The 23471-nt window shown below is 72.3% G+C and carries 22 protein-coding genes and 1 pseudogene; 7 read left to right on the forward strand and 16 right to left on the reverse strand.

Annotated elements, in window-relative coordinates; translation table 11 throughout:
- Positions 1 to 138: 138 nt before the first annotated feature.
- The 3 genes from ACFRFC_RS36935 to ACFRFC_RS36945 all read right to left on the reverse strand — a co-directional run bounded on the left by ACFRFC_RS36935 (position 139) and on the right by ACFRFC_RS36945 (position 2399).
- A complete protein-coding gene (locus ACFRFC_RS36935; protein WP_382691736.1) occupies positions 139 to 270 on the reverse strand; it encodes a hypothetical protein in 132 nt (43 codons plus the stop codon).
- 123 nt (positions 271 to 393) lie between these two features.
- Entirely contained in the window at positions 394 to 1101 is a 708-nt protein-coding gene (locus tag ACFRFC_RS36940; RefSeq protein ID WP_382691706.1) for a response regulator, read from the reverse strand.
- Positions 1102 to 1130: 29 nt separating this feature from the next.
- A complete protein-coding gene (locus ACFRFC_RS36945; RefSeq protein ID WP_382691705.1) occupies positions 1131 to 2399 on the reverse strand; it encodes a sensor histidine kinase in 1269 nt (422 codons plus the stop codon).
- Between the two features lie 334 nt (positions 2400 to 2733).
- Here ACFRFC_RS36945 and ACFRFC_RS36950 point away from each other — a divergent pair, with 334 nt between their 5' ends.
- From ACFRFC_RS36950 to ACFRFC_RS36960, 3 genes are all read left to right on the forward strand, one after another.
- Positions 2734 to 4929 carry an MMPL family transporter gene (locus tag ACFRFC_RS36950; protein WP_382691704.1) on the forward strand — a complete coding sequence of 732 codons (2196 nt, stop codon included), beginning with the start codon at positions 2734 to 2736 and terminating at the stop codon, positions 4927 to 4929.
- A 231-nt stretch (positions 4930 to 5160) separates the two neighbouring features.
- A complete protein-coding gene (locus ACFRFC_RS36955; RefSeq protein ID WP_382691703.1) occupies positions 5161 to 6348 on the forward strand; it encodes a ferritin-like domain-containing protein in 1188 nt (395 codons plus the stop codon).
- Positions 6349 to 6437: 89 nt separating this feature from the next.
- The gene (locus ACFRFC_RS36960) at positions 6438 to 7403 is read left to right on the forward strand and encodes a hypothetical protein (RefSeq protein WP_382691702.1); all 966 of its coding nucleotides are present in this window, start codon (positions 6438 to 6440) and stop codon (positions 7401 to 7403) included.
- A 10-nt stretch (positions 7404 to 7413) separates the two neighbouring features.
- On the opposite strand, the gene ACFRFC_RS36965 is transcribed toward ACFRFC_RS36960, so the two are convergent.
- From ACFRFC_RS36965 to ACFRFC_RS36995, 7 genes and pseudogenes are all read right to left on the reverse strand, one after another.
- Complete coding sequence (locus ACFRFC_RS36965; RefSeq protein WP_382691701.1) at positions 7414 to 7911, reverse strand: DUF3291 domain-containing protein; 498 nt, start codon at positions 7909 to 7911, stop codon at positions 7414 to 7416.
- 80 nt (positions 7912 to 7991) lie between these two features.
- A complete protein-coding gene (locus tag ACFRFC_RS36970) occupies positions 7992 to 9449 on the reverse strand; it encodes a penicillin-binding transpeptidase domain-containing protein (RefSeq protein WP_382691700.1) in 1458 nt (485 codons plus the stop codon).
- Positions 9450 to 10321: 872 nt separating this feature from the next.
- Positions 10322 to 11674 (reverse strand): annotated as a pseudogene (locus ACFRFC_RS36975) (FtsW/RodA/SpoVE family cell cycle protein); the annotation flags it as partial.
- 143 nt (positions 11675 to 11817) lie between these two features.
- Positions 11818 to 12270, reverse strand: a complete 453-nt coding sequence (locus ACFRFC_RS36980; protein WP_382691699.1) for an SH3 domain-containing protein — start codon at positions 12268 to 12270, stop codon at positions 11818 to 11820.
- A 79-nt stretch (positions 12271 to 12349) separates the two neighbouring features.
- Positions 12350 to 13630 carry an ATP-binding protein gene (locus ACFRFC_RS36985; protein WP_382691733.1) on the reverse strand — a complete coding sequence of 427 codons (1281 nt, stop codon included), beginning with the start codon at positions 13628 to 13630 and terminating at the stop codon, positions 12350 to 12352.
- 59 nt (positions 13631 to 13689) lie between these two features.
- Positions 13690 to 14508: a hypothetical protein gene (locus ACFRFC_RS36990; protein WP_382691698.1), complete on the reverse strand. Its 819-nt coding sequence runs from the start codon at positions 14506 to 14508 to the stop codon at positions 13690 to 13692.
- A gap of 151 nt (positions 14509 to 14659) precedes the next feature.
- The gene (locus ACFRFC_RS36995) at positions 14660 to 15091 is read right to left on the reverse strand and encodes a dual specificity protein phosphatase family protein (protein ID WP_382691732.1); all 432 of its coding nucleotides are present in this window, start codon (positions 15089 to 15091) and stop codon (positions 14660 to 14662) included.
- A 176-nt stretch (positions 15092 to 15267) separates the two neighbouring features.
- Here ACFRFC_RS36995 and ACFRFC_RS37000 point away from each other — a divergent pair, with 176 nt between their 5' ends.
- Positions 15268 to 16068, forward strand: coding sequence for a nuclease-related domain-containing protein (locus ACFRFC_RS37000; RefSeq protein WP_382691697.1), 801 nt, complete (start codon positions 15268 to 15270; stop codon positions 16066 to 16068).
- Positions 16069 to 16256: 188 nt separating this feature from the next.
- On the opposite strand, the gene ligD is transcribed toward ACFRFC_RS37000, so the two are convergent.
- The gene (ligD, locus tag ACFRFC_RS37005; protein WP_382691696.1) at positions 16257 to 17135 is read right to left on the reverse strand and encodes a non-homologous end-joining DNA ligase; all 879 of its coding nucleotides are present in this window, start codon (positions 17133 to 17135) and stop codon (positions 16257 to 16259) included.
- A 64-nt stretch (positions 17136 to 17199) separates the two neighbouring features.
- Between ligD and ACFRFC_RS37010 the strand changes: the two genes are divergently transcribed.
- On the forward strand, positions 17200 to 18282 hold the full coding sequence (locus ACFRFC_RS37010; RefSeq protein ID WP_382691695.1) for a Ku protein: 1083 nt from the start codon (positions 17200 to 17202) through the stop codon (positions 18280 to 18282).
- Positions 18283 to 18315: 33 nt separating this feature from the next.
- Here ACFRFC_RS37010 and ACFRFC_RS37015 read toward each other — a convergent pair whose 3' ends face one another.
- Together ACFRFC_RS37015 and ACFRFC_RS37020 are read right to left on the reverse strand one after the other, a co-directional pair.
- A complete protein-coding gene (locus ACFRFC_RS37015) occupies positions 18316 to 18927 on the reverse strand; it encodes a DUF6879 family protein (RefSeq protein ID WP_382691694.1) in 612 nt (203 codons plus the stop codon).
- The gene (locus tag ACFRFC_RS37020; protein WP_382691693.1) at positions 18920 to 19189 is read right to left on the reverse strand and encodes a hypothetical protein; all 270 of its coding nucleotides are present in this window, start codon (positions 19187 to 19189) and stop codon (positions 18920 to 18922) included. The genes ACFRFC_RS37015 and ACFRFC_RS37020 overlap by 8 nt, the downstream gene beginning before the upstream one ends.
- A 243-nt stretch (positions 19190 to 19432) precedes the next feature.
- Between ACFRFC_RS37020 and ACFRFC_RS37025 the strand changes: the two genes are divergently transcribed.
- Positions 19433 to 19846: a hypothetical protein gene (locus ACFRFC_RS37025; RefSeq protein ID WP_382691691.1), complete on the forward strand. Its 414-nt coding sequence runs from the start codon at positions 19433 to 19435 to the stop codon at positions 19844 to 19846.
- The gene (locus ACFRFC_RS37030) at positions 19843 to 21975 is read left to right on the forward strand and encodes a tetratricopeptide repeat protein (protein ID WP_382691689.1); all 2133 of its coding nucleotides are present in this window, start codon (positions 19843 to 19845) and stop codon (positions 21973 to 21975) included. The genes ACFRFC_RS37025 and ACFRFC_RS37030 overlap by 4 nt, the downstream gene beginning before the upstream one ends.
- 8 nt (positions 21976 to 21983) lie before the next feature.
- On the opposite strand, the gene ACFRFC_RS37035 is transcribed toward ACFRFC_RS37030, so the two are convergent.
- The 3 genes from ACFRFC_RS37035 to ACFRFC_RS37045 form a co-directional block, all read right to left on the reverse strand.
- Positions 21984 to 22277: a DUF397 domain-containing protein gene (locus ACFRFC_RS37035; protein WP_382691687.1), complete on the reverse strand. Its 294-nt coding sequence runs from the start codon at positions 22275 to 22277 to the stop codon at positions 21984 to 21986.
- A gap of 102 nt (positions 22278 to 22379) precedes the next feature.
- Positions 22380 to 23159: an enoyl-CoA hydratase/isomerase family protein gene (locus ACFRFC_RS37040; protein ID WP_382691685.1), complete on the reverse strand. Its 780-nt coding sequence runs from the start codon at positions 23157 to 23159 to the stop codon at positions 22380 to 22382.
- Positions 23156 to 23471 (reverse strand): cytochrome P450 (locus ACFRFC_RS37045; RefSeq protein ID WP_383112694.1); only part of this gene is annotated, 316 nt, incomplete at its 5' end. The genes ACFRFC_RS37045 and ACFRFC_RS37040, both read right to left, overlap by 4 nt.

Consider the following 23471-nt stretch of genomic DNA (forward strand, 5'->3'; position numbering starts at 1 on the left):
GACGGCCGGTCATCCCCGGCCTGGGTCAGTCATCCCCGGCCGGTGTCAGCCCCGGTCCCCGGCCGGTGTCAGCCCGGTCCCCGCCTGTGCCAGCCCCGGTCCCCGGCCCACGTCAGCCCGGTCCCCGGTCCGGGTCAGTCATCCCGGCGGCCAGCGCCCATCCCCGGCGGCCGGCGCCGCGAGCAGGGTCGCGGTCTGTGGGTCGCGGGCCGCCGTCACCGTCAGCATCGCCACGAACTGTTCCACCAGCCAGTCCCGCAGCTCCGCCACCGGCGGCTGTTTCTCCGGGGTACGGGGTACGGGGCGCGTTGTGGCTGGTCGCGCCCACGCGCGGCGGAGCCGCACATCGACACATCCCCGCGCCCCGACGGGCCTCCGCCGCCGCGCCCGCGACTACGACGTTCCGTTTCTCGCGCGCACCAGGCCCGACTCGTACGCCACGACCACCGCCTGTGCCCGGTCCCGTACCTCCAGCTTGGCGAAGACGCTGGTGACATGGTTCTTCACGGTCTGGACGCCGATGCCCAGGGTCGTCGCGATCTCCGTGTTGTCCAGGCCCGACGCGATCAGGCGCAGGATCTCCGTCTCTCGCGAGGTCAGGTCGGTCAGGTCCGTCGGCAGGGGCGGGGCGGCCACGAAGGTGGCGATCAGGCGGGTCAGCAGGCGGGGGGCGACCACGGCCTCGCCCGCGCGGACCGTGTGCAGGGCGGCGGCCAGTTCCTCGGGGGAGACGTCCTTCGGGAGGAAGCCGGAGGCGCCCGCGCGCAGGGCGCGGATCACGTACTCGTCCATGTCGAACGTGCTCAGGGCGAGGACCCGGGTGTCCGGCAACTCGGCGACCAGGCGCTGTGTCGCGCTGACGCCGTCCAGGACCGGCATCCGGATGTCCATGAGGACGACGGTGGGGCGCAGCCGGCGGGCCGCCTCGATGGCCTCCTCGCCGTTCCCGGCCTCGCCGACCACCTCGATGCCGGGCGCGGCCCGCAGGATCAGGGCGAGGCCGGTGCGGACCAGCGGCTGGTCGTCGGCGATCAGGACCGTGAGCGGTGCCGCGCCGGACGGCGGCGGTACGGGCGGGGTCGTCGTCACTCGGGCGGTCATCCTCGGCGGCTCGATGGCGTGGATCGGCGTCACGGTGGCGGCAGCGGGAGCGTCGCCGTCACCAGGAACCCGCCCTCCGCGCGCGGGCCCGCCTCCATGGAGCCCCCGTGCACCGCGACGCGTTCCCGCATTCCCAGCAGACCATACCCGCCCCCTGCCAGCGACGACGCCCGGCGGCCGGGCGTCCGGCCGGGCGGGCGCCCGTCATCGGTGACCGACACCGTGACGTCGTCGGGCCGGTACTCCAGCAGGACCGTGGCGCCCGTGCCGCCCGCGTGCTTGCGGGTGTTGGTCAGCGCCTCCTGCACGACCCGGTAGAGGGTCAGGCCCATGGTCGCCGGGACGGGTACGGGGGGTGGGGCGCCGGTGACCTGGAGCTTCACCGGCAGCCCGCCGGCCGTCACGGTCTCCACCAGCCGCTCGATGTCGGCGACGCCGGGCTGCGGCTCGCTCGGCGCCTCCGGGGCGTCGTCGCTGCGCAGCACACCCAGCAGGGTGCGCATCTCACCGAGCGCCTCGCGCGCGGACGCCTCCAGGGTGACCAGGGCGTCCCGGGACGCGGCCGGGTCATGGTCCAGCACGCTGCGGGCGCCGCCCGACATCAGAAACATGGTGGTGATGTGGTGCGCCACGACGTCGTGCAGCTCACGGGCGATCCGGCGCCGCTCCGCCGCCACCGCGTTCTCCGCCAGCAGCCGCCGGGTCAGCTCGGTCTGCCGCCGCCACTGCCGTACCCACAGGGCGACGAGGGCGACCAGGGCCATGCCGAGGACGTCGGACACGATCGACATCAGCGGGTCGTCCGCCGCCGCCGAGCGCACCGCGCTGGAACCCACCGCGAGGGCGAAGCACCAGGCCAGGGTGGACCGGCCGGCCGTACGGGCGACCCCGTACAGGGCGAGAAGGACGGCGAGGCTCATGCCGTGGGTCAGCGGCACGAACAGCGCGGTGGCGGTCTGTACGGCGAGCAGCGCCACCAGCGTCCGTACGGGATGGTCGCGGCGGGCGAGCAGCAGTTGCGGGGAGAGCGCGACGACGGCGATCCCGGCCCAGGTCACCTCGCCCCTGCCGTGGCCGGAGGCGAGGTAGTCCAGCAGCTCCAGCGCGGTGACGAACAGGATCAGGACGTCGTTGCGCAGCCAGGACAGGGCCGGGGAGACCAGGCCGCGCCGGGCGGCGTGCGCGGTGTACCAGTGCCGGGCGCGGGCGACGGGCCCGGGGTCCGCCGGGTCGGCGGCGTCGCCCCTGTCGCCCCTGTCGCCCGTGTCACCCGTGGCGGCGGCTGCGTCGCGGTTCATCCGGGTGTCTCCGTGTCTTTTGTATCTTCTATGTCTTTTGTGTGGGCGGGTCTTCTGTGTGGGCGGGCGCATCTGGCCTGGTGGCTGGTCTCCGGGTCTCCGGGTCTCCGGGGTCTCCGGGCCAGGACCAGTGACTCCATCATCCGACCACGACCCCGGCCCCGGGCCCTCCCCACCCCGGGGGATCCCGGACCAGTACCCCGGTCCTGGGTACGGGCGGGGCATGACCGGGGTCCGGGGGGCCGTTCCGTCCCGTGCACGATGTCCGGTGCGGCCCGGGTTGATGGGCTGGAGACGTACCCGATCCCCGTCTCCGGAAGAGGCCGCAGAAGACATGATTCGCCGTCTGACCTCGTTCGCCACGCGCCGGCGCTGGCTGACCATCGCCGTCTGGGCGGTGCTCGGCATCGCCCTGACCCTCCTCGGCCAGTCGCTGATGTACAAAGCCACCGACTCCCAGCCCGGGGACTTCCTCCCGAAGGGGTACGACTCCGCCGCCGCCCTGCGGATCGCCGAGGACGAGTTCGGCGAGAAGCCGGACGCCAACGCCGCCACCGTGCTCGTCGCCCGCGCCGACGGCGCCGGACTGACCGGGGCCGACCGGGAGCGGATCGGCGCGATCACCGCCGAGCTGGCCGAGCGGCGCATCACCGCGCCCGAGCCGGAGATGCCGCTGATGGAGGACCACTCCCAGCGGCCCGCTCTCACCCCGGGCCCGGCCGCCCCCGACGGCGCCTTCCAGCTGCTGTCCCTCTCCCTGACCGGCAACATGAACGACCCCGGCCTCCAGGACGTCTACCGCGACTTCCGCGACCTGGCCGAGGACGAGTTCTCGGCCGCCGGACTGCGCGCCGGGTTCACCGGCGGGATCGCCTCCACCGTCGACACGGGCGACGCCGGGGAGCAGCGCGAGATGCTGATCGCCGGGCTCACCATGGGCCTGATCGTCCTCCTCAACGTCCTCGTCTTCCGCAGCCCGCTCGCCGCGCTGCTCCCGCTGATCGCCTGCTCGCTGATCGGCGGGGTCGCGATGGGCGCGGTGGCCGGAGCGGCGGTGCTGTTCGACATCCCGCTGGACGCCTCCGTACCGTCGCTGATCAATGTCGTACTGCTCGGCATCGGGATCGACTACTTCCTCTTTCTGCTCTTCCGCTTCCGGGAGCAGCTGCGTACCCATCCCGGGCAGAACGCCCGTGAGGCCGCCGCCGCGACCGCCGCGAAGGTCGGCGGGGCCATCGCCTCGGCCGGGCTGACCATCGTCGCCGCGTTCGCCACGCTCGGCGTCGCCAGCTTCGGTCAGTTCAAGGTGCTGGGCCCCTCCATCGCCGTCTCGGTCCTGGTGATGCTGCTGGCCAGCCTGACCCTGATGCCCGCGCTGCTGGCGGTCGCCGGACGGGGCATGTTCTGGCCGTCGAAGGCCTGGCGCAAAGAGCGGGAGGGCGGGCTCGCGGCCCGGGTCGGCCTCTCCGTCGCCCACAAGCCCGTCCGGTACGTGATCGCCAGTCTGGCGCTGCTCGGCGCGCTCTCGGCGGGCGCGATGGGCGTCCGGATGAGCTACGACCTGCCCGAGGAGGCCCGCACGGACGCGGTCAAGGTGTCCGAGGAGATCGCCCGCGTGATGCCGGCCGGCGCGACCGACCCGCACACCGTCTACGTCGACGGCGACACCGCCCTCGACCAGAACGCGGTGACCTCGCTCGCGGACGCCCTCGCCCGGACCGAGGGGGTCGGCCAGGTCACGCCCGCGCAGTACGACCAGGACGGTACGGCGGCCCGGATCGGCGTGGTCCTGGAGGTCGGCTCCGATACGTCCGAGGCGCGGGACCTCATCTCCGGGCCCGTGCGGGGCGCTCTCGCCGAGCATGAACCGGAGGGGACGCAGGCGCACATCACCGGTACGGCGGCCGTCTACGCGGACATCTCCGACGCCGTCGACAAGGATCTGCGGCTCGTCTTCCCCATCGCGGCGGCCCTCATCGCCCTGATCCTGCTTCTGCTGCTGCGCTCGCTGGTGGCGCCGGTGGTGCTGCTGGTCTCGGTCGGGCTGGGCTTCGCGGCGACGCTCGGTTCGGCGACGCTGCTCTTCCAGCACGGGCTGGACCGGGCGGGGGTGACCTTCACCCTGCCGCTGGTGCTGTTCCTGTTCGTGGTCGCGCTCGGCACGGACTACAACATCCTGATCAGCGACCGGATGCGGGAGGAGATGGCGAAGCGGGTGCCGGTACGGGTGGCTGTGGCGCGGGCGGTACGGCACACCGCGCCCGCGATCACCACGGCGGGGCTGGTGCTCGCCGGGTCCTTCGGGAGCCTGGTCGCCGATCCCGCGACCCAGGAGGTCGGGTTCTCCACCGCGCTGGGGATTCTGCTGTCGGCGATGGTGCTGTCTCTGGTGCTGGTGCCGGCGCTCGCGGTGCTGTTCGGGCGGGGGATGTGGTGGCCCGGGGGGCGGCGGCGGGTGGAGAAGGGTGTGGATGTCGGGGGTGGCTCGGGTGAGCGGGAGCTGACCGCTCAGGGGGTGGAGGGGAGGTAGAGGGTGGCTGGGGTGTGGGGGGTGGGTGCGGGTGGTATGTGGTTGCTCGCGCAGTTCCCCGCGCCCCTTAGGGGGTTGCCCTGGGCCCGCGTCCTCGCCCACCCCATCAGGGGCGTCAATGGCCCGCAGGGCCGGTGTCGTCACAGTGCTTGCGTTGGGTTGGTCACTTGTCGGGGGTTGTCGACGGGGGGTGCTTGTTGCCCTGGTGGGGGGCGTGTGAGCCTGCGGGGTATGTCGACGTTCGATCTGTATGCCAGTGATCCGGGTGACCCGCTGTGGCAGGTTCCGGCCGGTGATGCGGCCCGGTTCAGCTGGGAGTACGACGACGGCCGGGAGCGGCTGCTCGCCCTGTACCAGAAGGGCAAGGACAAGCAGTGGGACGGGCAGAAGCGGATCGACTGGGGGATCGAGGTCGACCCCCTCGATCCGCTCGGGACACCCGATGAGGCCATGCCCGTGTACGGGACGTCGTACTGGCGCAGGATGAGCGAGCGCGAACGCGGGGAGCTGCGGCAGCACTTCGCCTCCTGGCAGTTCAGCCAGTTCCTGCACGGGGAACAGGGGGCGATGGTGTGCGCGGCGCGGATCGTGCAGTCCGCGCCCGATCTGGACGCCAAGTTCTTCTCCGCGACCCAGGTGATGGACGAGGCCCGGCACGCCGAGATCTACGGGCGGTTCCTGCACGAGAAGATCGGGCTCGTCCACCCCGTCAACGACAATCTCCAGACCCTGCTCGGCGACACCCTGCGCGACAGCCGCTGGGACATGCCCTACCTCGGTATGCAGGTGCTGATCGAGGGACTCGCCCTCGCTGCCTTCGGCATGATCCGCGACACCACGGACAAGCCCCTGCCCCAGCAGATCCTCGCCTATGTCATGCAGGACGAGGCCCGGCATGTCGCCTTCGGGCGGATGGCGCTGCGCGACCACTACCGGCAGCTCAGCGACGCCGAGTTGCGTGAGCGGGAGGAGTTCGTCATCGAGGGCTGCTACTTGATGCGGGACCGGCTGCGCGGGGTCGAGGTGCTGGAGAACTTCGGCATCCCGAAGGCCGAGGCCGCCGCGCTCAGCGAGCGGTCCGCGTCCCTCGCCCTGTTCCGCAAGCTGCTCTTCGCCCGGATCGTCCCCTGCGTCAAGGACATCGGGCTCTGGGGGCCCCGGCTCCAGCAGGCGTACGTCGACATGGGCGTCCTGGAGCTGGGTGACTCCGATCTCGACGCGCTGATGAACCAGGACGAGGAGATCGCCGAACGGCTGGACACGGAACGGTTCGCCGCCGAGGAGCGGGCGCGGGTGGCGGAGGTGGCGGACGCGATCGAGGTCGGAGGTGCCATCGAAGCGGGGGATGCCATCGCAGCTGGGGGTGCCATGGAGGCGGGGGATGGAATGGAGATGGGGGATGGCATGGAGACGGGGTGAGCCTTCGGGTGTGGGGAGGTGTGTGCGGAAGCGACGGGTCCGCCGGAAGCGGGTGCCGGACCGTCAATCCTGTGCAGTACCTTTCCGATGTGTCCATACCACCGCAGCCTCCGCAGAACCCGTACGGCGAGCAGCCACCGCAGAACCCCTACGGGCAACCGCCCCAGGAGCCGTACGGCCAGGGCCCGCCGCCGGGTGCCTACCCGCAGCCGCCCGCCCAGGCCGGGCCCTACGGTCAGCCGCCCCAGCAGTCCCAGCAGCCACAGCCGCCCCAGCAGTCCCAGTACCCGCAGGCGCCCCAGGGCGCCTTCGGTGCTCCGCCGCCGCCCGGCGCCCCCTACGGGCAGCCCCAGCCCGGCTCTCCCTACGGGGCACCCCAGCCCTGGGGCGCCCCGCCCATGGCTCCGCCGCCCAGGAAGAAGCGGACCGGGCTGGTGCTGGGCATCGTCGGCGGGGCCGTGGCGGTCGTCGTGGCCGTCGTGGTCGGGCTCGCGCTGATCGGCAAGGAGGTCGAGGACAGCTTCCCGGCCGCCGAGTACCGGCTGACCGTGCCGGAGACGCTGCTCGCGGACGAGTACCAGCTGGCCGAGGACCTGTCCGACACCGAGGGCCAGGCCATCGAGGACGAGGCCGACGGCGCCTGGGACGCCAAGGACACCACGGCCGTCGTCGCCACCTACAACCTGGGCGGCGACCAGAACCAGGGCACGCTCGTCGTGTCCGGCATGTACGGGCGGTTCCAGAACACGGACGAGGCCCGCGACAACATGATGACCGGCGCGGCCGAGGCCGAGGGCATGACGGTCGCCGTACCGCCGCAGGACTTCACGCCGGACGACTCCGGGGTCACGGTCACCTGCGAGGTGCTCAGCCAGTCCTCCATGGGCACCGAGATGTCCATCCCCACCTGCGGCTGGGTCGACGGCAACACCGGCGCCTCGATCGCCGAGGTGACGCCCGAACTGATCGCCATGGACCCGCAGGACATCGATCTGGAGGCGGCTGCCAGGTCGGCGCTCCAGATCCGCGAGGAGATGCGTCAGCCGATCGGCTGACCGGCGCCCGTCACACCCTCCGTCCGCCCGGCGCCACATCCTCCGTCCGCCCGGGCGGCGGGAAGGACGTCCGCAGGGTGAAGGCGTACGGCGTCGGGCCGTCGGTCCGCAGCCGCAGCAGCCGGGCCTCCGCCTCCGCGACCGTGGGGCGGTGGCCGGCGGGCACCCACCACAGGGCCGTCACCGCCTCCTGGAGCCGCTCGAACCACTCCCGCCGCCTGGCCAGCATCTCCCGGTGCCGGCCCTGGTACATGTACGCGGTCAGGGCGTCCGGGTCCCGCCACACCGACATGTTGACGATCAGCCACTCATCCCCGAAGACGGCCACATCGGTGGCGTTGCCGGTGTCGCTCTGCAACCGCCAGACGAAACCGTCGGCGGTGTCGGCGTCGGCGTTGACCTCGTCGAGGGCGTCGACGAAGCCCTTCAGGCGCGGGGAGTCCAGCGGGGCCCTGGGGCGGGCGATGTTGACCTGGGCGAGCTGGTGGGAGGTGGTGTGCGCGGTCATGCCCGAACGGTAGGTCGGCCGGCCCGCGTCCGGTACCCCCCCGTGTCCGGTACCCCCCCCGTGTCCGGTACCCCCCCGTGTCAGCGCCCGAGCACCGCTTTCATCACCGCCCGTGCGATCGGCGCCGCCACGCCGTTGCCGCTGATGTGGCCCCGGTCGGCCGCCGCGTCCTCGACCACCACCGCGACGGCCACCTTCGGCTCGTACTCGCCCTCGCGCTGGGCCCAGGAGACGAACCAGGCGTACGGGGTGCCGGTGTTGTCCACGCCGTGCTGGGCGGTGCCGGTCTTGCCGCCGACGATCGCGCCCCGGATCGCGGCGTTGGTGCCGGTGCCCTTCTCGACCACGTCCCGCATCAGCTCGCGCATGCGCACGGAGGTCATCGGGTGCATGGCCTGGCGGGCCGGGCGCGGGCCCGCCGTGCCGAGGGTGTCGCCGTCCTTCGTGGTCGTGCGCTCCACCAGGTACGGGGTGCGCAGCTGACCGTTGTTGGCGACCGCCGCCGACACCATCGCCATCTGGAGTGGGGTGGCGCGGGTGTTGTACTGCCCGATGGAGGACAGCGCGAGCTGTGCCCGGTCCACGGTGGTGTCGAAGGTGCTCCGGGCGGCCGGGTACGGGATCTTCACGCCGGTGTCGTTGAACCCGAACGCCTGAGCCGTGGCCGTCATGTCGCGCACGCCCGTGTCGACGCCGAGCTTGGCGAACACCGTGTTGCAGGACCACCGGAACGCCTCCCGCAGCGAGGCGTCCGCGCAGCCCTTCGACTCGTTGTCCAGGGTCGTGGTGGTGCCGGGCAGGGTGTAGGGGGCGGGGGAGTCGGTCGGTGCGTCCAGGTCCTCGATCACGCCCGCGTCCAGCGCCGCCGCCGCGGTGACCACCTTGAACGTCGACCCCGGCGGGTACGTCTGCCGTACCGCCCGGTTGAGCATCGGCTTCTCCCGGTCGCCGTTCAGCCGCTCCCAGGCCCGTGTCACGTCCGGCCCGTTGCCGGAGAGCACGGCGGGGTCGTACGAGGGGGTCGACACCAGCGCCAGGATCCGCCCGGTGGCGGGCTCCACCGCCGCGACGGCGCCTTTGCGGGCGCCCAGCCCCTGGTACGCCGCCCGTTGCGCGGCCTCGTTGATCGTGGTCACGACGTCACCGCCGGGGCTCTGGCTGCGGGCGAGGTCGTCCCACAGGGGGAACGGCGACAGCATCGGGTCGGTGCCGGAGAGCACCGGGTCCTCGGAGTGTTCCAGCAGGCTGGTGCCGTACTCCTGGGAGGCGAAGCCGGTGACCGGGGCGTACAGCGGGCCATGGGCGTAGGTCCGTTCGTAGCGGAGCTGCTCCCGGGTGTCCGCCGACCCGGTGACGGACCGGCCGCCGACCAGGATGTCGCCACGCGGCTGGCCGTAACGGGCGATGACCGCGCGGCGGTTGGCCGGGTTGTCGTCGTAGGAGCGGGACTCGAAGACCTGGACGCGGGTGGCGTTGACCAGCAGGGCGATCAGCAACAGAGCACAGAAGACGGCGGCGTGCCGTACGTGCCGGGTCATCCGGCGGCGGGGTCGGTGGTGGGGCGGGCTTGCGGGCCGCTAGGGGGTGGGTCGCTCGGGGGTGGGTCGTTCGGGTGGGGGTTCGGCTGGGGGTTCGGGTGGGGCGGGTTGCTGCTGAGCTGGGGGGCTGGGTGGGGCGGGTCGCCCGGCGCGGGCTCTCGGTGGGGCGGGTCGCCCGGCCCGGGGTCCGGGTGGGGTGGATCGCTCGGCCGGGAGCCAGGGCCGCCTTCCTCGGCGCCGGGGGCGCTTCTTTCCTCGCGGGGGTGGTGGTCCGGGGTGTTGGGCCTACTGTCCGGGGTGCTGGGATCACCGACTGGGGCGCTTGCCGCGTTGCCCGGGGCGCTCGCCCTGCTGCCGGGGGAGCCCTTTCCGGAGCGGGGGCGGTGATCCGGGGTGCTTGCCTCACTGCCCCCGGTGCTCGGCTTGCCCTTAGGGGCGCTTGTCCGGGCATGGGGGTGGTGGTCCGGTGTGCTGGGTCGGCCATCTGGGGCGTTCGGATCATCGACCGGGCCGCTCGGCCCGGCGTCGGGGGCGCTCTTCCTGGTGCGGGGGTGGTGATCCGGGGTGCTTGCCCCATTGCCCCAGGCTCGCGGACTGCTGCCGGGCGCGCTTCTTTCCGCGCGGGGGCGATGATCCGGGGCGCCTGGCCCACTGCCGGGGGCGCTTGCCCCACTGCCGGAGGCGCTTGCCCCATGGCCCGGGGCGCTTGCCCCACCGCCCGGGGCGCATGCTCCACTGTCCGGGCCGCTCGACCCACCACCCAGGCCGCTCGGCCCACCGCCCAGGGCGCTTGCCCCGGCCCCGGCGCGATGGTCCAGGGCGCTGGCCCCACCCCCCGCGTCACCTCTTCCCCCCGCGTCACCTCCTCCTCCCCCGCCGCCGGGCCGGCGGGCCGAGTCGCTGAGCCGGATGAGCAGGGCCACGATCGCCCAGTTGGTGACCACCGACGAGCCGCCCTGGGCCAGGAACGGCATCGCCATGCCGGTCAGCGGGATCAGCCCTGTCACCCCGCCCGCGATGACGAACACCTGGAGCGCGATCAGCGACGACAGCCCGACCGCGAGCAGCCGTCCGAAGGGGTCGCGCAGTGCCAGCCCGGCCCGGAAGCCCCGCTCCACCAGCAGCCCGTACAGCAGGATGACGGCGCTGAGCCCGGCCAGCCCCAGTTCCTCACCGGCGGTGGCCAGGATGAAGTCGGATTTGACGGCGAAGCCGATGAGCGGGGAGTGCCCGAGCCCGAGCCCGGTGCCCAGCATCCCGCCCGCCGCGAAGGCGAACAGCGACTGGGCCAGCTGGTTGGGGCCCTGACCGGCCTCGATGGACGCGAAGGGGTGCAGCCAGTCCTGGATCCGGGCGGCGACATGCGGTTCAAGGCGCCCCACGGCCACCGCCCCGAGCGCGGCCAGCACCAGCCCCACCGCGATCCAGCCGGTGCGCCCGGTGGCGACGTACAGCATGACGACGAACAGCCCGAAGAACAGCAGCGAGGTCCCGAGGTCCCGTTCCAGGACCAGTACGCCCACGCTCAGCAGCCAGATCGCGAGGATCGGCCCGAGCACCCGCCCGGTCGGCAGCTGGAGCCGCTCGAACCGCCAGATCCGCCGCCCGGAATAGGCGAGCGCGGCGCGGTTGGCGGCGAGGTAGGCCGCGAAGAAGACGGCGAGGAGCACCTTGGCGAACTCGCCGGGCTGGAGGGAGAACCCGGCGATCCGGATCCAGATCCGGGCCCCGTTCACGGCGGGGAAGAGGATCGGCAGGATCAGCAGCACGAGGGCGGCGGCGACACAGACGTACGCGTACCGCTGGAGGACCCGGTGGTCGCGCAGGGCGAGCACGACGACGATGAAGAACCCCACGCCGAGCGTCGACCACACCAGTTGGGCGGGTGCGGTGGCCTCGCCCGGGGTGTCGAGGTCCAGCCGGTAGATCAGGACCAGGCCGAGCCCGTTGAGCAGCACGCCGATCGGCAGCGGAAGGGGGTCGGCGTACGGCGCCCGGCGCCGCACCGCGAGATGCGCCACCAGCGCCAGCGCGCCCAGCCCGGCGCCGTATCCCGCGGCGCCGGGCGGCACGGAACCGGTCCGGGCCAGGCCGACCGCGCAGTAGCCGTACACCGACAGCAGTACGGCGACGACGATCAGCGCCAGCTCGACACCCCGGCGCCGGGGAAGGCGCACGGCGGGCGCGGAGGGCTCCGCCGTGGAGAGGGTTCCGGCCTTGCTCATGTCCGGAACTTACCTAATTGGCGTTGATTGGGCGCTTTATTGGCGTTCCGGGGTCGGGGTCGTGGCGCGCGCCACGTACACCCGGTACCTGTCCGGCGAGGGTCCGGTGCCTGCCCGGTGCCTGTCCGGGGCCTCTCACGCGCCTAGCACCACCTGGGCGCCGCCCCGAGGTTGTCGATGTACCGGGCCGAGCCCCATGCCCAGGTCCCGTCTGTCAGCAGGTACCACAGGCGATTGCCGTCGATCCGCTCACCGGAGGTCTTGCAGTAGATGGAGACGATCTGGCCGCGGTGCACCGAACGGATCACCCGGCTGCCCCGGTTGGGCGCGGTGCGCAGCAGCAGCCGGTCGGCCGTGACGAGGCCCCGGTAGTGACCCCGCGAGTCGTGCCGGCCTTCCTCGTGCCGGCCTTCCTCGTGGCGGCTGTCTTCACGGGCCGGGCTGTCGCGGCCCTCGTCGGAGCGGCTGGAGCTGTTGCCGCTCCCGCTCCCGCTCCCCTCGTCGGCAAAGGCCGGTACGGCGGCGACGGTGCCGGCGACGAGCGCCCCGGCGGCGGTGGCTATGGCGAGGCGGGTGAGGGAAGTGCGCAGGGACATGGGATGACCTCCACGAGCGGGTGCATGTGACAAATCGCCACATATGTCCACCCTAGGAGGGGTGCCCCCGGGGCGCCCGTCACGTTCCCCCATCGGGGCACCGCCGGTCCGGCGGACTCTGAGGCAGGCTCTCGGGCGGGCTCTGAGGCGGACTCTGAGGCGCGCTCTGGGGCGGACTCTGGGGCGGACTCTGAGGCAGGGTCAGCCGGGCCACCGCGCCGCCGTCCGGCGCGTTCGCGAACTCCAGCCGCGCCCCCAGCACCTCGGACTGCCCCAGCGCGATGGTCAGCCCGAGCCCGTGCCCGGTAGCCCCGCCCTCGGTACGGAACCGCTGCGGCCCGTGCGCGACCAGATACCCCGGATACCCGTCCCCGTGGTCCCGTACGGTCACCACCGGGCCGTCGACCGTCAGCACCACGGGCGGACGCGCGTGCCGGTGCGCGTTGGCGACCAGATTGCCCAGCACCCGCTCCAGCCGCCGCCGGTCGGTCTCCACGTACGCGTCCCGCACCACCTCGACCCGCGCGCCGTCGCCCGCAGCCCTGGCCACCCGCCCGGCCACGGTGCCCAGCGCCTCGGTGGTCAGATCGAGCCGCTCGCGCCCGGCGTCCAGCCGGGAGATCTCCAGCAGGTCCTCGGTGAGCGTGCGCAGCGCCCGCACCCGGTCGCGCACCAGTTCGGTCGGGCGTCCCGGAGGCAGCAGCTCGGCCGCCGCGTGCAGCCCGGTGAGCGGGGTGCGCAGTTCGTGCGCCACGTCGGCGGTGAACCGCTGCTCGCTCAGCAGCTTGCCCTGGAGCGAGCCCGCCATGGAGTCCAGCGCGGCGGCGACCACGGCCACCTCGTCCTGCGGCCGGGCCGGGTCCTTGGTCCGGGGGTCGTTCACCCGGGCGTCCAGGTCGCCCGCGCTGATCCGCCGGGCCACTCGCGCGGTCGTGTGCAGCCGCCGGGTCACCCGGGTCACCGCGAACGCCCCGACCAGCAGCGTCGCCCCGATCGCCAGCGCCGAGGACCAGACGATCGCCCGGTCCAGGGCGTCGATCGTGCGGGCCTGCTGCGCGTAGTCGACGCGCACGGCGAGCGCCCGTCCGCCCTGCGCCGGCCCCGCCGCCCACATCGTGGGCTGCCCCCGGTGGTCGGCGACCATCGTGCCGCGCCGGCCGGACGCGGCCAGCGCCCGCAGCGGCTCCGGCAGCCCCGCCGGGTCGATGGCCGCGCCCGGCAGCGGGGTGCCCCCGGCCTCGTACGTCCGGGTCGAGTCGGCCAGCCGGGTCAGCGCCAGGTCGCGGGCCTGGCCGACGGTCTGGTTGGTGACGGAGACATGCACGAGGATGCCGAGCAGCGCGGCCAGCGCACAGCACATGACCGTGATGAACAGCGCCGCCTTCGCCCCGAGGGTGCCGGCCCACTGGGGGAGCCGGATCACCGGGGACTCGCACCGGGGGCGGCGCTTCTGGCGGGCGTGGGGCTGACCCCCGTAGGGCCATCCGTGGTGTCCCCCGTAGTGCCACCCGTAGTGACCCCCGTGGCGCCCCCCGTAGTGACCCCTGTGGCACCCCTCGTACGGACCATCTCGTCGTGGGTGAGGAGCATCGCCCGCTGCTGGGCGTCCCAGGTCCACTGCAAGCGGTAGTCGTAGCCGGGCACGTCCGACGGCAGCCGCATGATCAGCGCGCGCTCGGCCAGCTCCGCCGAGCTGAAGGCGTCGTCCCAGGACATCACCCGCACCACCCGGTGATCCTCGACGGTGTAGATCCGGACGGCGGTCAGCGCGCCGGGCAGCAACCGGAAGCCGAGGGTCAGCTCGGGTCGCCCGTCGCCGGTGAGGTCCCGGTAGTAGGGCGTGAGCAAGGGGCACCGGGCCCGGTCGGCGCCGGTCGCGCAGTCCGGCATCCGGGCGGCGGTCTCCCGGTACTGAGCCCCCACGGCCGTGTAGTCCTCCGGATGGGCGGCGATCTCCGCGCGGATCAGCGCCGCCGGGTCGACCTCGCGCAGATCGTCGCCGGGCGGGACGACCCCCCGCACGACCTCGCGGTCGGCCTCGTCCAGCGGGTACGCCGGGGAGGTGGCCGGGGTCAGCTCCGGCCACAGCCGCTCCGGGCTGCTGGCGGTCGGCGCCGGGCCCGCGGCCCGCAGCTCACCCGCGTCACCGCAGGCGGTCGCCGCCAGCAGCAGGGCGAGGGCGGCGACGGCGGGCCGGACACCACGACGGGCGGCACGCGCCGGACGGCTCGGGGGCACGGCACTCCTGGGCGACGGGGGTGGGGGGGACTGGGCAGCGTTCGATGCCCGGTACACCCTATTCGCAGGGAAGTCCCTTTTTGCGCACCGCCCGGACGAGACGACGCCCCGCACCCCGACTACCCGGCCACGCGGTCAGCCAACTACTCGGCTACTCGGTCAACTCCTCCAGCAGCCGTACGGTCGTCAGCCCCGTCCGCAGATACTCCACGAACAGCTCGTTGTGCAGCGCCCAGGGCGAGCGGCGGGCGCGGATCAGCCGGATCGCCTGGTCCGCGGAGTGCCCCCGGTGCATCAGGGCCTGCGCCACCACCAGCCCCGAGCGGTTGTAGCCGTGGAAGCAGCGCACCAGGACCGTACGCCCCGCGTCCAGCGCGTCGCCCGTGGCCTGCGCCAGCCGGATCACGCCCGCGAGCTGGGTGCCGTCCAGCGGCCCGTCCGGAATGGGCCACACCTGGTGCTCGACCCCGGGATCGGGCCCGTGCCCCGGTTGTCGCAGCAGTGTCTGTACGAGATCGAACTCACCTCGGGCCACGACGGACCGCCGCTGCCCCGAACGCCCCTGGAACTCGTGCCCGCCCATCCACAGGCCGGGCAGGATCTCGTCCCACGGGTTCTCGGGTGCGGGTACGTCCCGTTCCTTCCCCCGGCTCTGCACAGGAGCCTCCCCACCAAGTCGACCCAACTCCTCTCAAAGGTAGCCGGGTTCTTGCCCCTGGAGCACCCCGCCTGTTCCCATGGGTCGGGGGGTGATGGCACATGAGAGGACTGCGCGTCGTACCGACCTGGCGCCATGGCCAGGAGCGGCTCTACGTCCGTCTCCCGGACGGCCGGAACATCGCCTGGTACGACAGGGAGGCGGCCCGGGTCCATCTGCTGAGCGGGGACCACGAGGACGACGTCCTGGAGGCCCTCGGTCCCTTCCTGACCGGCACGGTCGCGGTCGGGCCGCCCCCGGTGCCGACCCCGCTCGACCTGGCCCGGCTCGCCCTGCACCCCGACGACGACCTCGCGCCCAACCGCCCCGGCGAGGCCCTGCTCATCGCCCTGGACCGGGACCCGGCCCCGCCCCGGCTGCGCGCCGACCCGCGCCGCCGCGCGCTGGAGGCGGAGCAGACGGTGGGGGAGGCGCTGGACGGGCTGGACGGCGCGGGCTGGCACACGCTGCACTCGGTGCCGCTGCCCGGCGGTGACCGGGTCCACCACCTGGCGATCGGCCCGGCGGGACTGTTCGCCGTCCATAGCCTGTACGCCCGTAAGCAGCGGGTGCGGGTCGCCGACGCGATGGTGACGCTGGGGCGGCGCGAGCCCCGGCCACTGCTGCGCCGGGCCCGAGCGGACGCCGACCGCGCGTCCTACGCCCTCACGGCCGAGGTGCACGCCGTGCTGGCGGTGGTGGGCGCGTCCCGGCTGGACGTCCTCGCCCTCCCCCGGGGCGTCCGCGTCCTGACGGACGCGACCCTGGGCGACCTGTCCCGCCAGGGCGGAGTCCTCAAACCGGCGGACGTGGAGGCCCTCCACGCGATGGCCCGCGACCGGAGGGTGTGGGGGCGGGTGTGAGGAGGTGAGGGGGGCGGCCTTTCGTCTGCGGGCGGGAGCCCGCCGTCCGCGGTGTGGCTGGTCGCGCAGCACCCCGCGCCCCTGAGGCGTTGCAGTGACGGCCGGTCTCCCCACTTGAGGGGCGCGGGGAACTGCGCGAGCAACCACAGACCACCCGCACCCCGCCGAAACCCGCTCCCCCCACCCCCTCACGGCAAACCCACCCCACCAGCCCCCCGAAGCCCCGCCATCAAATCCCCGAACTCCCGAACCCGATCCACCACATCCCCCGCCCGAAACTCCAACTCCTCCGCCACCCCACACCCCTCCACCTCCCCCCAGGTGACCGGCGCGGACACCATCTCCTCCCCCCGCACCCGCAGGGTGTACGGCGTGGCGGTCGTCTTCCGCGCGGCGTTCTGACTCCAGTCGACGAACACCTTCCCGCCCCGCAGACTCCGCGTCATCCGATGCACGACCAGCCGGGGCAGGGCCCGCTCCGCCTCCAGGGCAAGCCCTTTCGCATACTCCGACACCTCCCCGGACCCGGCCCCCCGCACGGCGGCGAGCAGATGCAGCCCCTTGGCCCCCGAGGTCTTCACGAACACCTCGATCCCATCCACCCCCAACCGCTCCCGCAGCCACAGCGCCACCTCGCAGCACTCCACGACGGTCGCGGGCGCCCCCGGATCGAGATCGAGGACAAGCCGGTCGGCGAGTTCCGGGGCCTGGACGACCCATTGGGGCGTATGGAACTCGGTGACCAGATTGGCCGCCCAGATCAGCGACGGCAGATCCTGGACGAGGACCATCCGGGCCGGCCCCTCGGAGCGCGGCACCTCGGCGGTGGTGACCCACTCGGGCGTACCCGGCGGCACATTCTTGGTGAAGAACACCTGACCGCCGGGCCCGTCGGGATACCGCAGGAAGGACACCGGCCGGTCGCGCAGATGCGGCAGCAGCACGTCGGCGATGGTCGCGTAGTAGTGCAGCAGCTCGCCCTTGGTGAACCCGGTCGCCGGATAGAGCACCTTCTCCAGATTGCTCAGCGCGAGCCGCCGCCCCGCCACCTCGGTGATAGGCGTCATACGATGAGAATCACACGAAATCAACCATATCCGCCTATTTTCCGGGCCTCGAAAGGTGCTGATCGTGCGATCCATATGGAACGGAGCCATCTCCTTCGGCCTGGTCAGCATCCCGATCAAGCTGGTGAACGCGACCGAGAGCCACTCCATCTCCTTCCGCCAGATCCATCTGGAGGACGGCGGCCGGATCCGCTACCGCAAGTTCTGCGACCTGGAGGACCGCGAGGTCAGCCAGGCCGAGATCGGCAAGGGTTACGAGGACGCGGACGGCTCGGTCATCCCCATCACGGACGAGGACCTGGCACAGCTGCCCATCCCCACGGCCAGGACGATCGAGATCGTCGCCTTCGTGCCGGCCGACCGGATCGACCCGCTCCAGATGGGCACCGCCTATTACCTGGCGGCGAGCGGCACCCCCGCCGCCAAGCCGTACACCCTCCTGCGCGAGGCGCTCAAGCGCAGCAACAAGGTCGCCATCGCCAAGTTCGCGCTACGCGGCCGGGAGCGGCTGGGGATGCTCCGGGTGGTGGACGACGTCATCGCCATGCACGGCCTGCTCTGGCCCGACGAGGTGCGCGCGCCGCAGGGCGTGGCCCCCGACGCCTCCGTCACGGTCCGCGACAAGGAACTGGACCTGGCGGACGCCCTGATGGCCACCCTCGGCGAGGTCGACCTGGACGACCTGCACGACGAGTACCGCGAGGCCGTGGAGGAGGTCATCGCCGCGAAGGTGGCCGGCGAGGCCCCCCCTTCCCTCCCCGAGCCCGCCTCCGGCGGCAAGGTCCTGGACCTCATGGCGGCCCTGGAGAGCAGCGTCCGCGCGGCGAAGGAATCCCGGGGCGAGGAGCCGCAGCCCGGCGAGCAGGCCGAGGTCCGCACCCTGCCCGCCCGCAGAACACCCCGCGCGGCCCCCAAGGAGACGAGCGCGAAGAAGTCGACGTCCGCGACGGGGAAAGCACCGGCGACCGGGAAAACACCCGCGAAGAAGACCACGTCCGCGGCGAAGAAGACCGCGAAGTCCGCCACCGCGAAGTCCGCCACCACAAAGTCCACGGCCAAGAAGTCGACGGCGAAGTCCACCGCCAAGAAATCCACGCCGAAGCCGACCCCGACCAAGAAGACCACCCCGCGCAAACGCACGGCGTGATCCGGATCCCGAGCGGGCAGGGCAGGGCTTGTCTCAGGAGACGGTCGAGGGCGGGGCGAGCGGCGCGATCTCCCGGTCGAAGAAGTCGTGGAAGCCGTCGGCGCGTTCGTACAGCGCGTCGAACCCGGCTGAGGTCTCCTTGATCAGTGCTTGGTCGGTGAAGCGATGAGCGCCCATCGCGTTTCCGTCGTCGTCGTAGAGGACCTCATACATGGCGGCGTCCCCGAGAATCACCACCTCGGGTACCGGGCGGTCCCTCTCGATGTCCGAGATTTTGCGGGCGTCGAGCACCTTGATGTTGTCGCCCAGTTCCACCCGCAACCGCAGGACGAACAGTTCCCATTGCACGTACGGGGTCACCGGGAACTCGACCACACGCAGCCGACGCTGAAAGATATTCAGCCGCGCCGCCTCACGGAACTGCTCCGCGTAGACATCGCGTTTCTCCCGGACGAGGGAGATCGCCCGGTCCCATTCACCGGCCGCGAACGCTTCCCAACTGGCGAATCCGCGCTCTTTGAAATTCTGCCCTCGTTCGATCTTTTTCAAGTGGTGAATTCCGCCTAAGTAGACACGCCGGAAATCTGCGTGGTACGTGGGACGATCCATGCGTTCTGAAACGCCAAGCGGGAAGGAATCAAACATTCGGGATATCCGGTTTCGCTGCGATTAGCATGTTTCTTGGGATGACTACGAGCCGTTCGTCCGCCCCTATGGAGACCCCGGGCGGCAGCCTCTCGCCCAGGGATTCGGTGAGGTCCCGGCCCACGATGGCGATGTCCCCGTTCTTCAACTCCCAGATGTCGGGGCAGTCGGGATCATCGGTCGTGTTTCCCAATTCCTGTGGAGATTTCCCCAGCCGCCGCTTGAATGTCGTAGCCGGATCAGCTTCCCACGGCCTGGTCATGACCATCCGCCCCCTAGGTCGGCTCGGAGAGTCGCTACCGTAGCACTCGACGTGCGGGCTGGGGCACGTTGATAAGTGGACATATTTTGTGCGGGAGTGGGCACATCTCTTGTTGTTCTATTCTACTTATGGGTGCGACGATGCGTAGTCGTGCGACGGCAAGGCGTCAGTGTGGTACACGACTACAGCTTCAATAGGTCGGCATATAGTCTGAAGATTCGTAAATTCCAGTCAGGGGGAACTGTGGACCCAGAGTCGGCCTTACTCGCGCAGAGCGCGGGAGTCACTTTGGTCACCTTGGCGACGACCGACGCCTGGCACCGGACCCGGGAGGCGATCACCCAGCTGTGGCGCGGGGCGCAGCCCGACCGCGCCGACGCTGTCGCCGCCGAGTTGGAAGCCACCCGCGAAGACGCTTTGGCGGCCGGAGCGGCCGACGACCAGCAGGCGCTCGACGAACTGCACCAGGAATGGCAGGGGAGACTGCGACGGTTGCTCGTCGCCCGGCCCGAGGCCGCGACGCAACTGCGCAGGCTCCTTGACGAACTGGAACCGGGAATCGGGGCGGTCGGCCCGCCCGTCACCCAGCACGCCACCGCGTCCGGCCAGGCCCGGATCTATCAGGCGGGCCGCGACCAGCACATCGCCGAGCGATGACGGGCGCGATGGACGGTCGCGCCGAGGACCGCGGCCGGGTCTACCAGGCGTCGGGCGACCAGCACATCAGCGAACACCATCACTACGGTGACGAGGCGAGCGCCTCGGCCGGGCCCGACTCCGTGCGCCGCCCGATGGTCGGCAGACCCCCGGCCGTGCTGCGTGACCGCTCCGAAGTGCTCGAACGACTGCGGACCGGGTTGAGCAAGGGGCGCGGCGGCGAGGTCTATGTGCTGTACGGCATGGGCGGCTGCGGCAAGACCGCGCTCGCCTACACGCTCTTCCAGCAGGCCGTCGGCGAACACGGCAGGGTCGGCCTGTGGGTCAGCGCCTCCGACCGCGCGAGCCTGCGCGCCGGCATGCTCGCCGTCGCCGCAGACCGAGGCGCCGATGACGGCGAACTGCTCGCCGCCCGCAACGGCCTCCGCCCCGCGGCCGATCTCGTCTGGCAGTACCTGGACCGCTCACCCGAGCCCTGGCTCCTGGTCCTGGACAACGCCGACCACCCCGAGATCCTCCGGGACGGCAGCTGGCTGCGCACCAGTCCGGGCGGCACGGTCGTGGTGACGTCCCGTCGGTCCGCTCCCCGCTGGTGGCCGGGGGCGGAGTTGCAGCACATCGGCGTACTGCCGCGCGAGGACGCCGCCCGGGTGCTGGTCGACCTCGCCCCGCACAGCGGCACACAGGAACAGGCGGAGAAGATCGCGGAGCGGCTCGGCCGGCTGCCGCTCGCGCTGACACTGGCCGGTGGATTCCTTTCCCAACAGGTTCTCGATCCCTGGACGATGGAGTCCTTCGGCCGCCATCTGGACGAGGAGGAGCGGTTGGATCTCATCGATCAGGGGGCAGATGCCCTCTCGGACGAGGACCCACGGCAACTGGTCGCCCTGACCTGGCAACTGACCCTCGACACGTTCGAGGCTCGCGGCCTGCCCGAAGCGACCGCACTGCTGCGACTGCTGTCCCGTTTCGCCCCGGACCCACTGCCGCTGTCCTTGCTCAACCGTGCCGAGATCGACGGTGTCCTGCCCCGCGCCCGCTGCGAGACGGCGCTGCGAGCACTGCTCGACCAATCGCTGACCGAACTGGTCGACATCGGGGAGCGGTGCGCACAGAGCCATGGAGTGCTGCTGGACAGTGTCGCGGCGGCGACCCCGGCAGAACGGCTGCCGGCTCTCAACGCCACCGCGGTGCGCTTGCTGGACGTTGCCGTCCCCGACGTCCCCGACGCGGGACCGCACGATCCGCTGCCAGGGCTGCTCGTGCCCCATGGGCTCGCCCTGCTGCGACGCGTCCACGACCCGCAACCGCTGGCCGAGGCGCTGGCCGTGGTCACCCGGCTGTCCGTGGCCCTGCATCGCACCGGGGAGTACGTGTCCGCCTGGGAGACCGCCCGAGCCGCGGCGGACCTCGCCGAGCGCCGGCTCGGCCCGGAGCACCGTCTCGTCCTGGCCGCCCGCTCCAGGGCGGGCCGCGCGCTCTTCCGCCTGGGCAGGTACGCCGAGGCCGAGCAACTCCTCCTGCGCGTTCGCGCCGCGCAGGAGCGACTGTTCGGGACGGACGATCCCGACACCCTGGACAGTGCCCACGGCCTTCAGCTCGTGCTGGGAAATCTGGGCCGACGGGAGGAAGCCGTTGCCCTCCTCCGGGCCACGATCGCCGGCCGGAGCCGGGCATGGGGCCCGGCCCACCCCTTGACGTTGCGCTCCCGCTCCAGCCTGCTGGTCCTGCTGCCCGCCGCGGAGGCAGCGGCCGAGGCCGAGGGCGCGCTCATGTCCCTGCCCTCGGAATGCCTCCATCACCTGGGCCCCGATCACACGGTCACCCTGGGCGCCCACCACAATCACGCCTGGGCGCTGCACCAGTTGGGCCGCTACGACGAGGCCGCCCAGCAGATAGCGCAGGTCACCGAGGCGTACGGGCGCCGTTTCGGCCCCGACTACCCGATCGCCCTCGCGGCCCGGCAACTCCTGGCCCGCACCCAGGTCGCACGCGGCCACCTGGAGGCAGGCACCGAACTGATGGCAGAGGTCGTGGCCAGCCGGGAACGCGCGCTGGGCCTCGACCATCCGTTCACACTCGCCGCCCGAGAACTCCTGAACGACTTCACGTCGGGGCGTGGCGCGTAGCGCGCGGCTCAGCGCATGAGATCGAGGAAGGCGGCCCACGCGCCGGGGGTGAAGACGATCCCCCGGCCGGTGGGCCGCTTGCTGTCGCGGACGGGCACGAGGGCGGGCGCGTTGTCGGCGACCTCGACGCATTCATTGTTGCCGCCGCTGTAGGGGCCGAGCTGAAGGCGCCGGGCATGGTGGCCGAGTCCGCCCTGAAGGAGGTCGCGGTGCGGGCCGCGAGTGAAGAGCGCTAGCTCGATGGGCCATCCACGGCGCTGGCGCTGGACGACGGCCCCGAACCAAAGGTGCGCCGGCCCCACGGGACGATGCCGCGTCCCGTCCCCCCCCCGGTGACGAGGCAGGCCGGAACAGACAAAGGCGCCGCCAGGCATCACCCCGACGGCGCCTCCCCCGTCCTACGCCTACGCCTGCGACACCCCCCGCCCCGGTGCCAGGATCGACGTCAGGAGATGCGCGTCGAGCATTCCCACGTCCGCTGTGCGGGCCGCGCGGGCGAAGCCGGTGAGCATGCGCTTGGTGAGGACCAGGGCCTCCGGTGAGCGCCGGAGCAGGGGTCTGGTCCAGGCGGCCACCGTGTCGTCCAGGCGGTCGAGCGGGACCACCCGGTGAAGCAGGCCCAGGCGCTCGGCCGTGGCCGCGTCGAACGGGTCGCAGGTCAGCATGAGTTCGCGGATACGGGACGCGCCCGCCTCCGCGACCAGCCGGCCCATCGCCCCGCCCCAGGCCGGCGGCAGGCCGATGCCGACCTCCGGCATCCGGAACCGGCAGGTGTCCGCGCCCGCGCGCAGATCGCAGTACGAGGCGAGCGCCAGCCCGGCGCCGATCACCTTGCCGTGCAGCCGGGCGATGGTGACGGCGTGGGTGTTCTCCAGGGCCTGGCACAGCCGGTGCGCCTTGTCGGCGATCCGCCGCAGCGCCGCCCCGCTCGGGTCACCGGCGAGGGCGCCCTCGTACTCGTGCCGGTCGGCGCCGAGACAGAAGTCCTCGCCCGAGGAAGACAGCACCAGCACCCGGATGTCCGGGCGTTCGTGCAGGCCGTCGAGCAGTGCGGTCAGGGCGTCGAGCGCGGCGATTCCGAGGGAGTCGTCCGACCCGGCGGCCGGGTTGAGCCGGACCCGCAGTACGGGGCCGTCCTCGTCGATGCCGACCGGTTGTGCGGTGAGCGTTGGTGTCCAGTTCATGCCAGTGCGACGTCCAGATTCATCAGCCGCCTGAACACCACGCGGCGCGGCGCCATCGTCGGACGGCGCACCAGGGTCAGTCGGGGCAGCCGGGTGACCAGTCGGCGGAGCAGGGTCTCGGCCTCCAGACGCGCGAGCGGCGCCCCGAGGCAGTAGTGGATACCGGAGCTGAACGCCAGATGGGCGGGCTTGCGGAGAGGGTCGAACCGCTCGGGGTCCGGGTGCCGTTCGGCGTCGTGGTGGGCGGCGCCCACCATCAGGTGCACCATCTGGTCCCGGTGCACCTCCAGGCCCCCGAGGACCCGGTCATCG

The organism is Streptomyces sp. NPDC056734 (assembly GCF_042790455.1).
In the GTDB taxonomy this organism is placed as follows: domain Bacteria; phylum Actinomycetota; class Actinomycetes; order Streptomycetales; family Streptomycetaceae; genus Streptomyces.

Coding starts and splice junctions, on each gene's coding strand:
- ACFRFC_RS36945 (WP_382691705.1), bottom strand. CDS start 2,399: ATGAACCGCGACGCAGCCGCCGCCACGGGTGACACGGGCGACAGGGGC.
- ACFRFC_RS37015 (WP_382691694.1), bottom strand. CDS start 18,927: ATGTTTGATTCCTTCCCGCTTGGCGTTTCAGAACGCATGGATCGTCCC.
- ACFRFC_RS37030 (WP_382691689.1), top strand. CDS start 19,843: ATGACGGGCGCGATGGACGGTCGCGCCGAGGACCGCGGCCGGGTCTAC.
- ACFRFC_RS36985 (WP_382691733.1), bottom strand. CDS start 13,630: ATGTGCTGTGCGCTGGCCGCGCTGCTCGGCATCCTCGTGCATGTCTCC.
- ACFRFC_RS36980 (WP_382691699.1), bottom strand. CDS start 12,270: ATGTCCCTGCGCACTTCCCTCACCCGCCTCGCCATAGCCACCGCCGCC.
- ACFRFC_RS36950 (WP_382691704.1), top strand. CDS start 2,734: ATGATTCGCCGTCTGACCTCGTTCGCCACGCGCCGGCGCTGGCTGACC.
- ligD (WP_382691696.1), bottom strand. CDS start 17,135: ATGACGCCTATCACCGAGGTGGCGGGGCGGCGGCTCGCGCTGAGCAAT.
- ACFRFC_RS36940 (WP_382691706.1), bottom strand. CDS start 1,101: ATGACCGCCCGAGTGACGACGACCCCGCCCGTACCGCCGCCGTCCGGC.
- ACFRFC_RS36970 (WP_382691700.1), bottom strand. CDS start 9,449: ATGACCCGGCACGTACGGCACGCCGCCGTCTTCTGTGCTCTGTTGCTG.
- ACFRFC_RS36955 (WP_382691703.1), top strand. CDS start 5,161: ATGTCGACGTTCGATCTGTATGCCAGTGATCCGGGTGACCCGCTGTGG.
- ACFRFC_RS37020 (WP_382691693.1), bottom strand. CDS start 19,189: ATGACCAGGCCGTGGGAAGCTGATCCGGCTACGACATTCAAGCGGCGG.
- ACFRFC_RS36965 (WP_382691701.1), bottom strand. CDS start 7,911: ATGACCGCGCACACCACCTCCCACCAGCTCGCCCAGGTCAACATCGCC.
- ACFRFC_RS37000 (WP_382691697.1), top strand. CDS start 15,268: ATGAGAGGACTGCGCGTCGTACCGACCTGGCGCCATGGCCAGGAGCGG.
- ACFRFC_RS37040 (WP_382691685.1), bottom strand. CDS start 23,159: ATGAACTGGACACCAACGCTCACCGCACAACCGGTCGGCATCGACGAG.
- ACFRFC_RS36995 (WP_382691732.1), bottom strand. CDS start 15,091: ATGGGCGGGCACGAGTTCCAGGGGCGTTCGGGGCAGCGGCGGTCCGTC.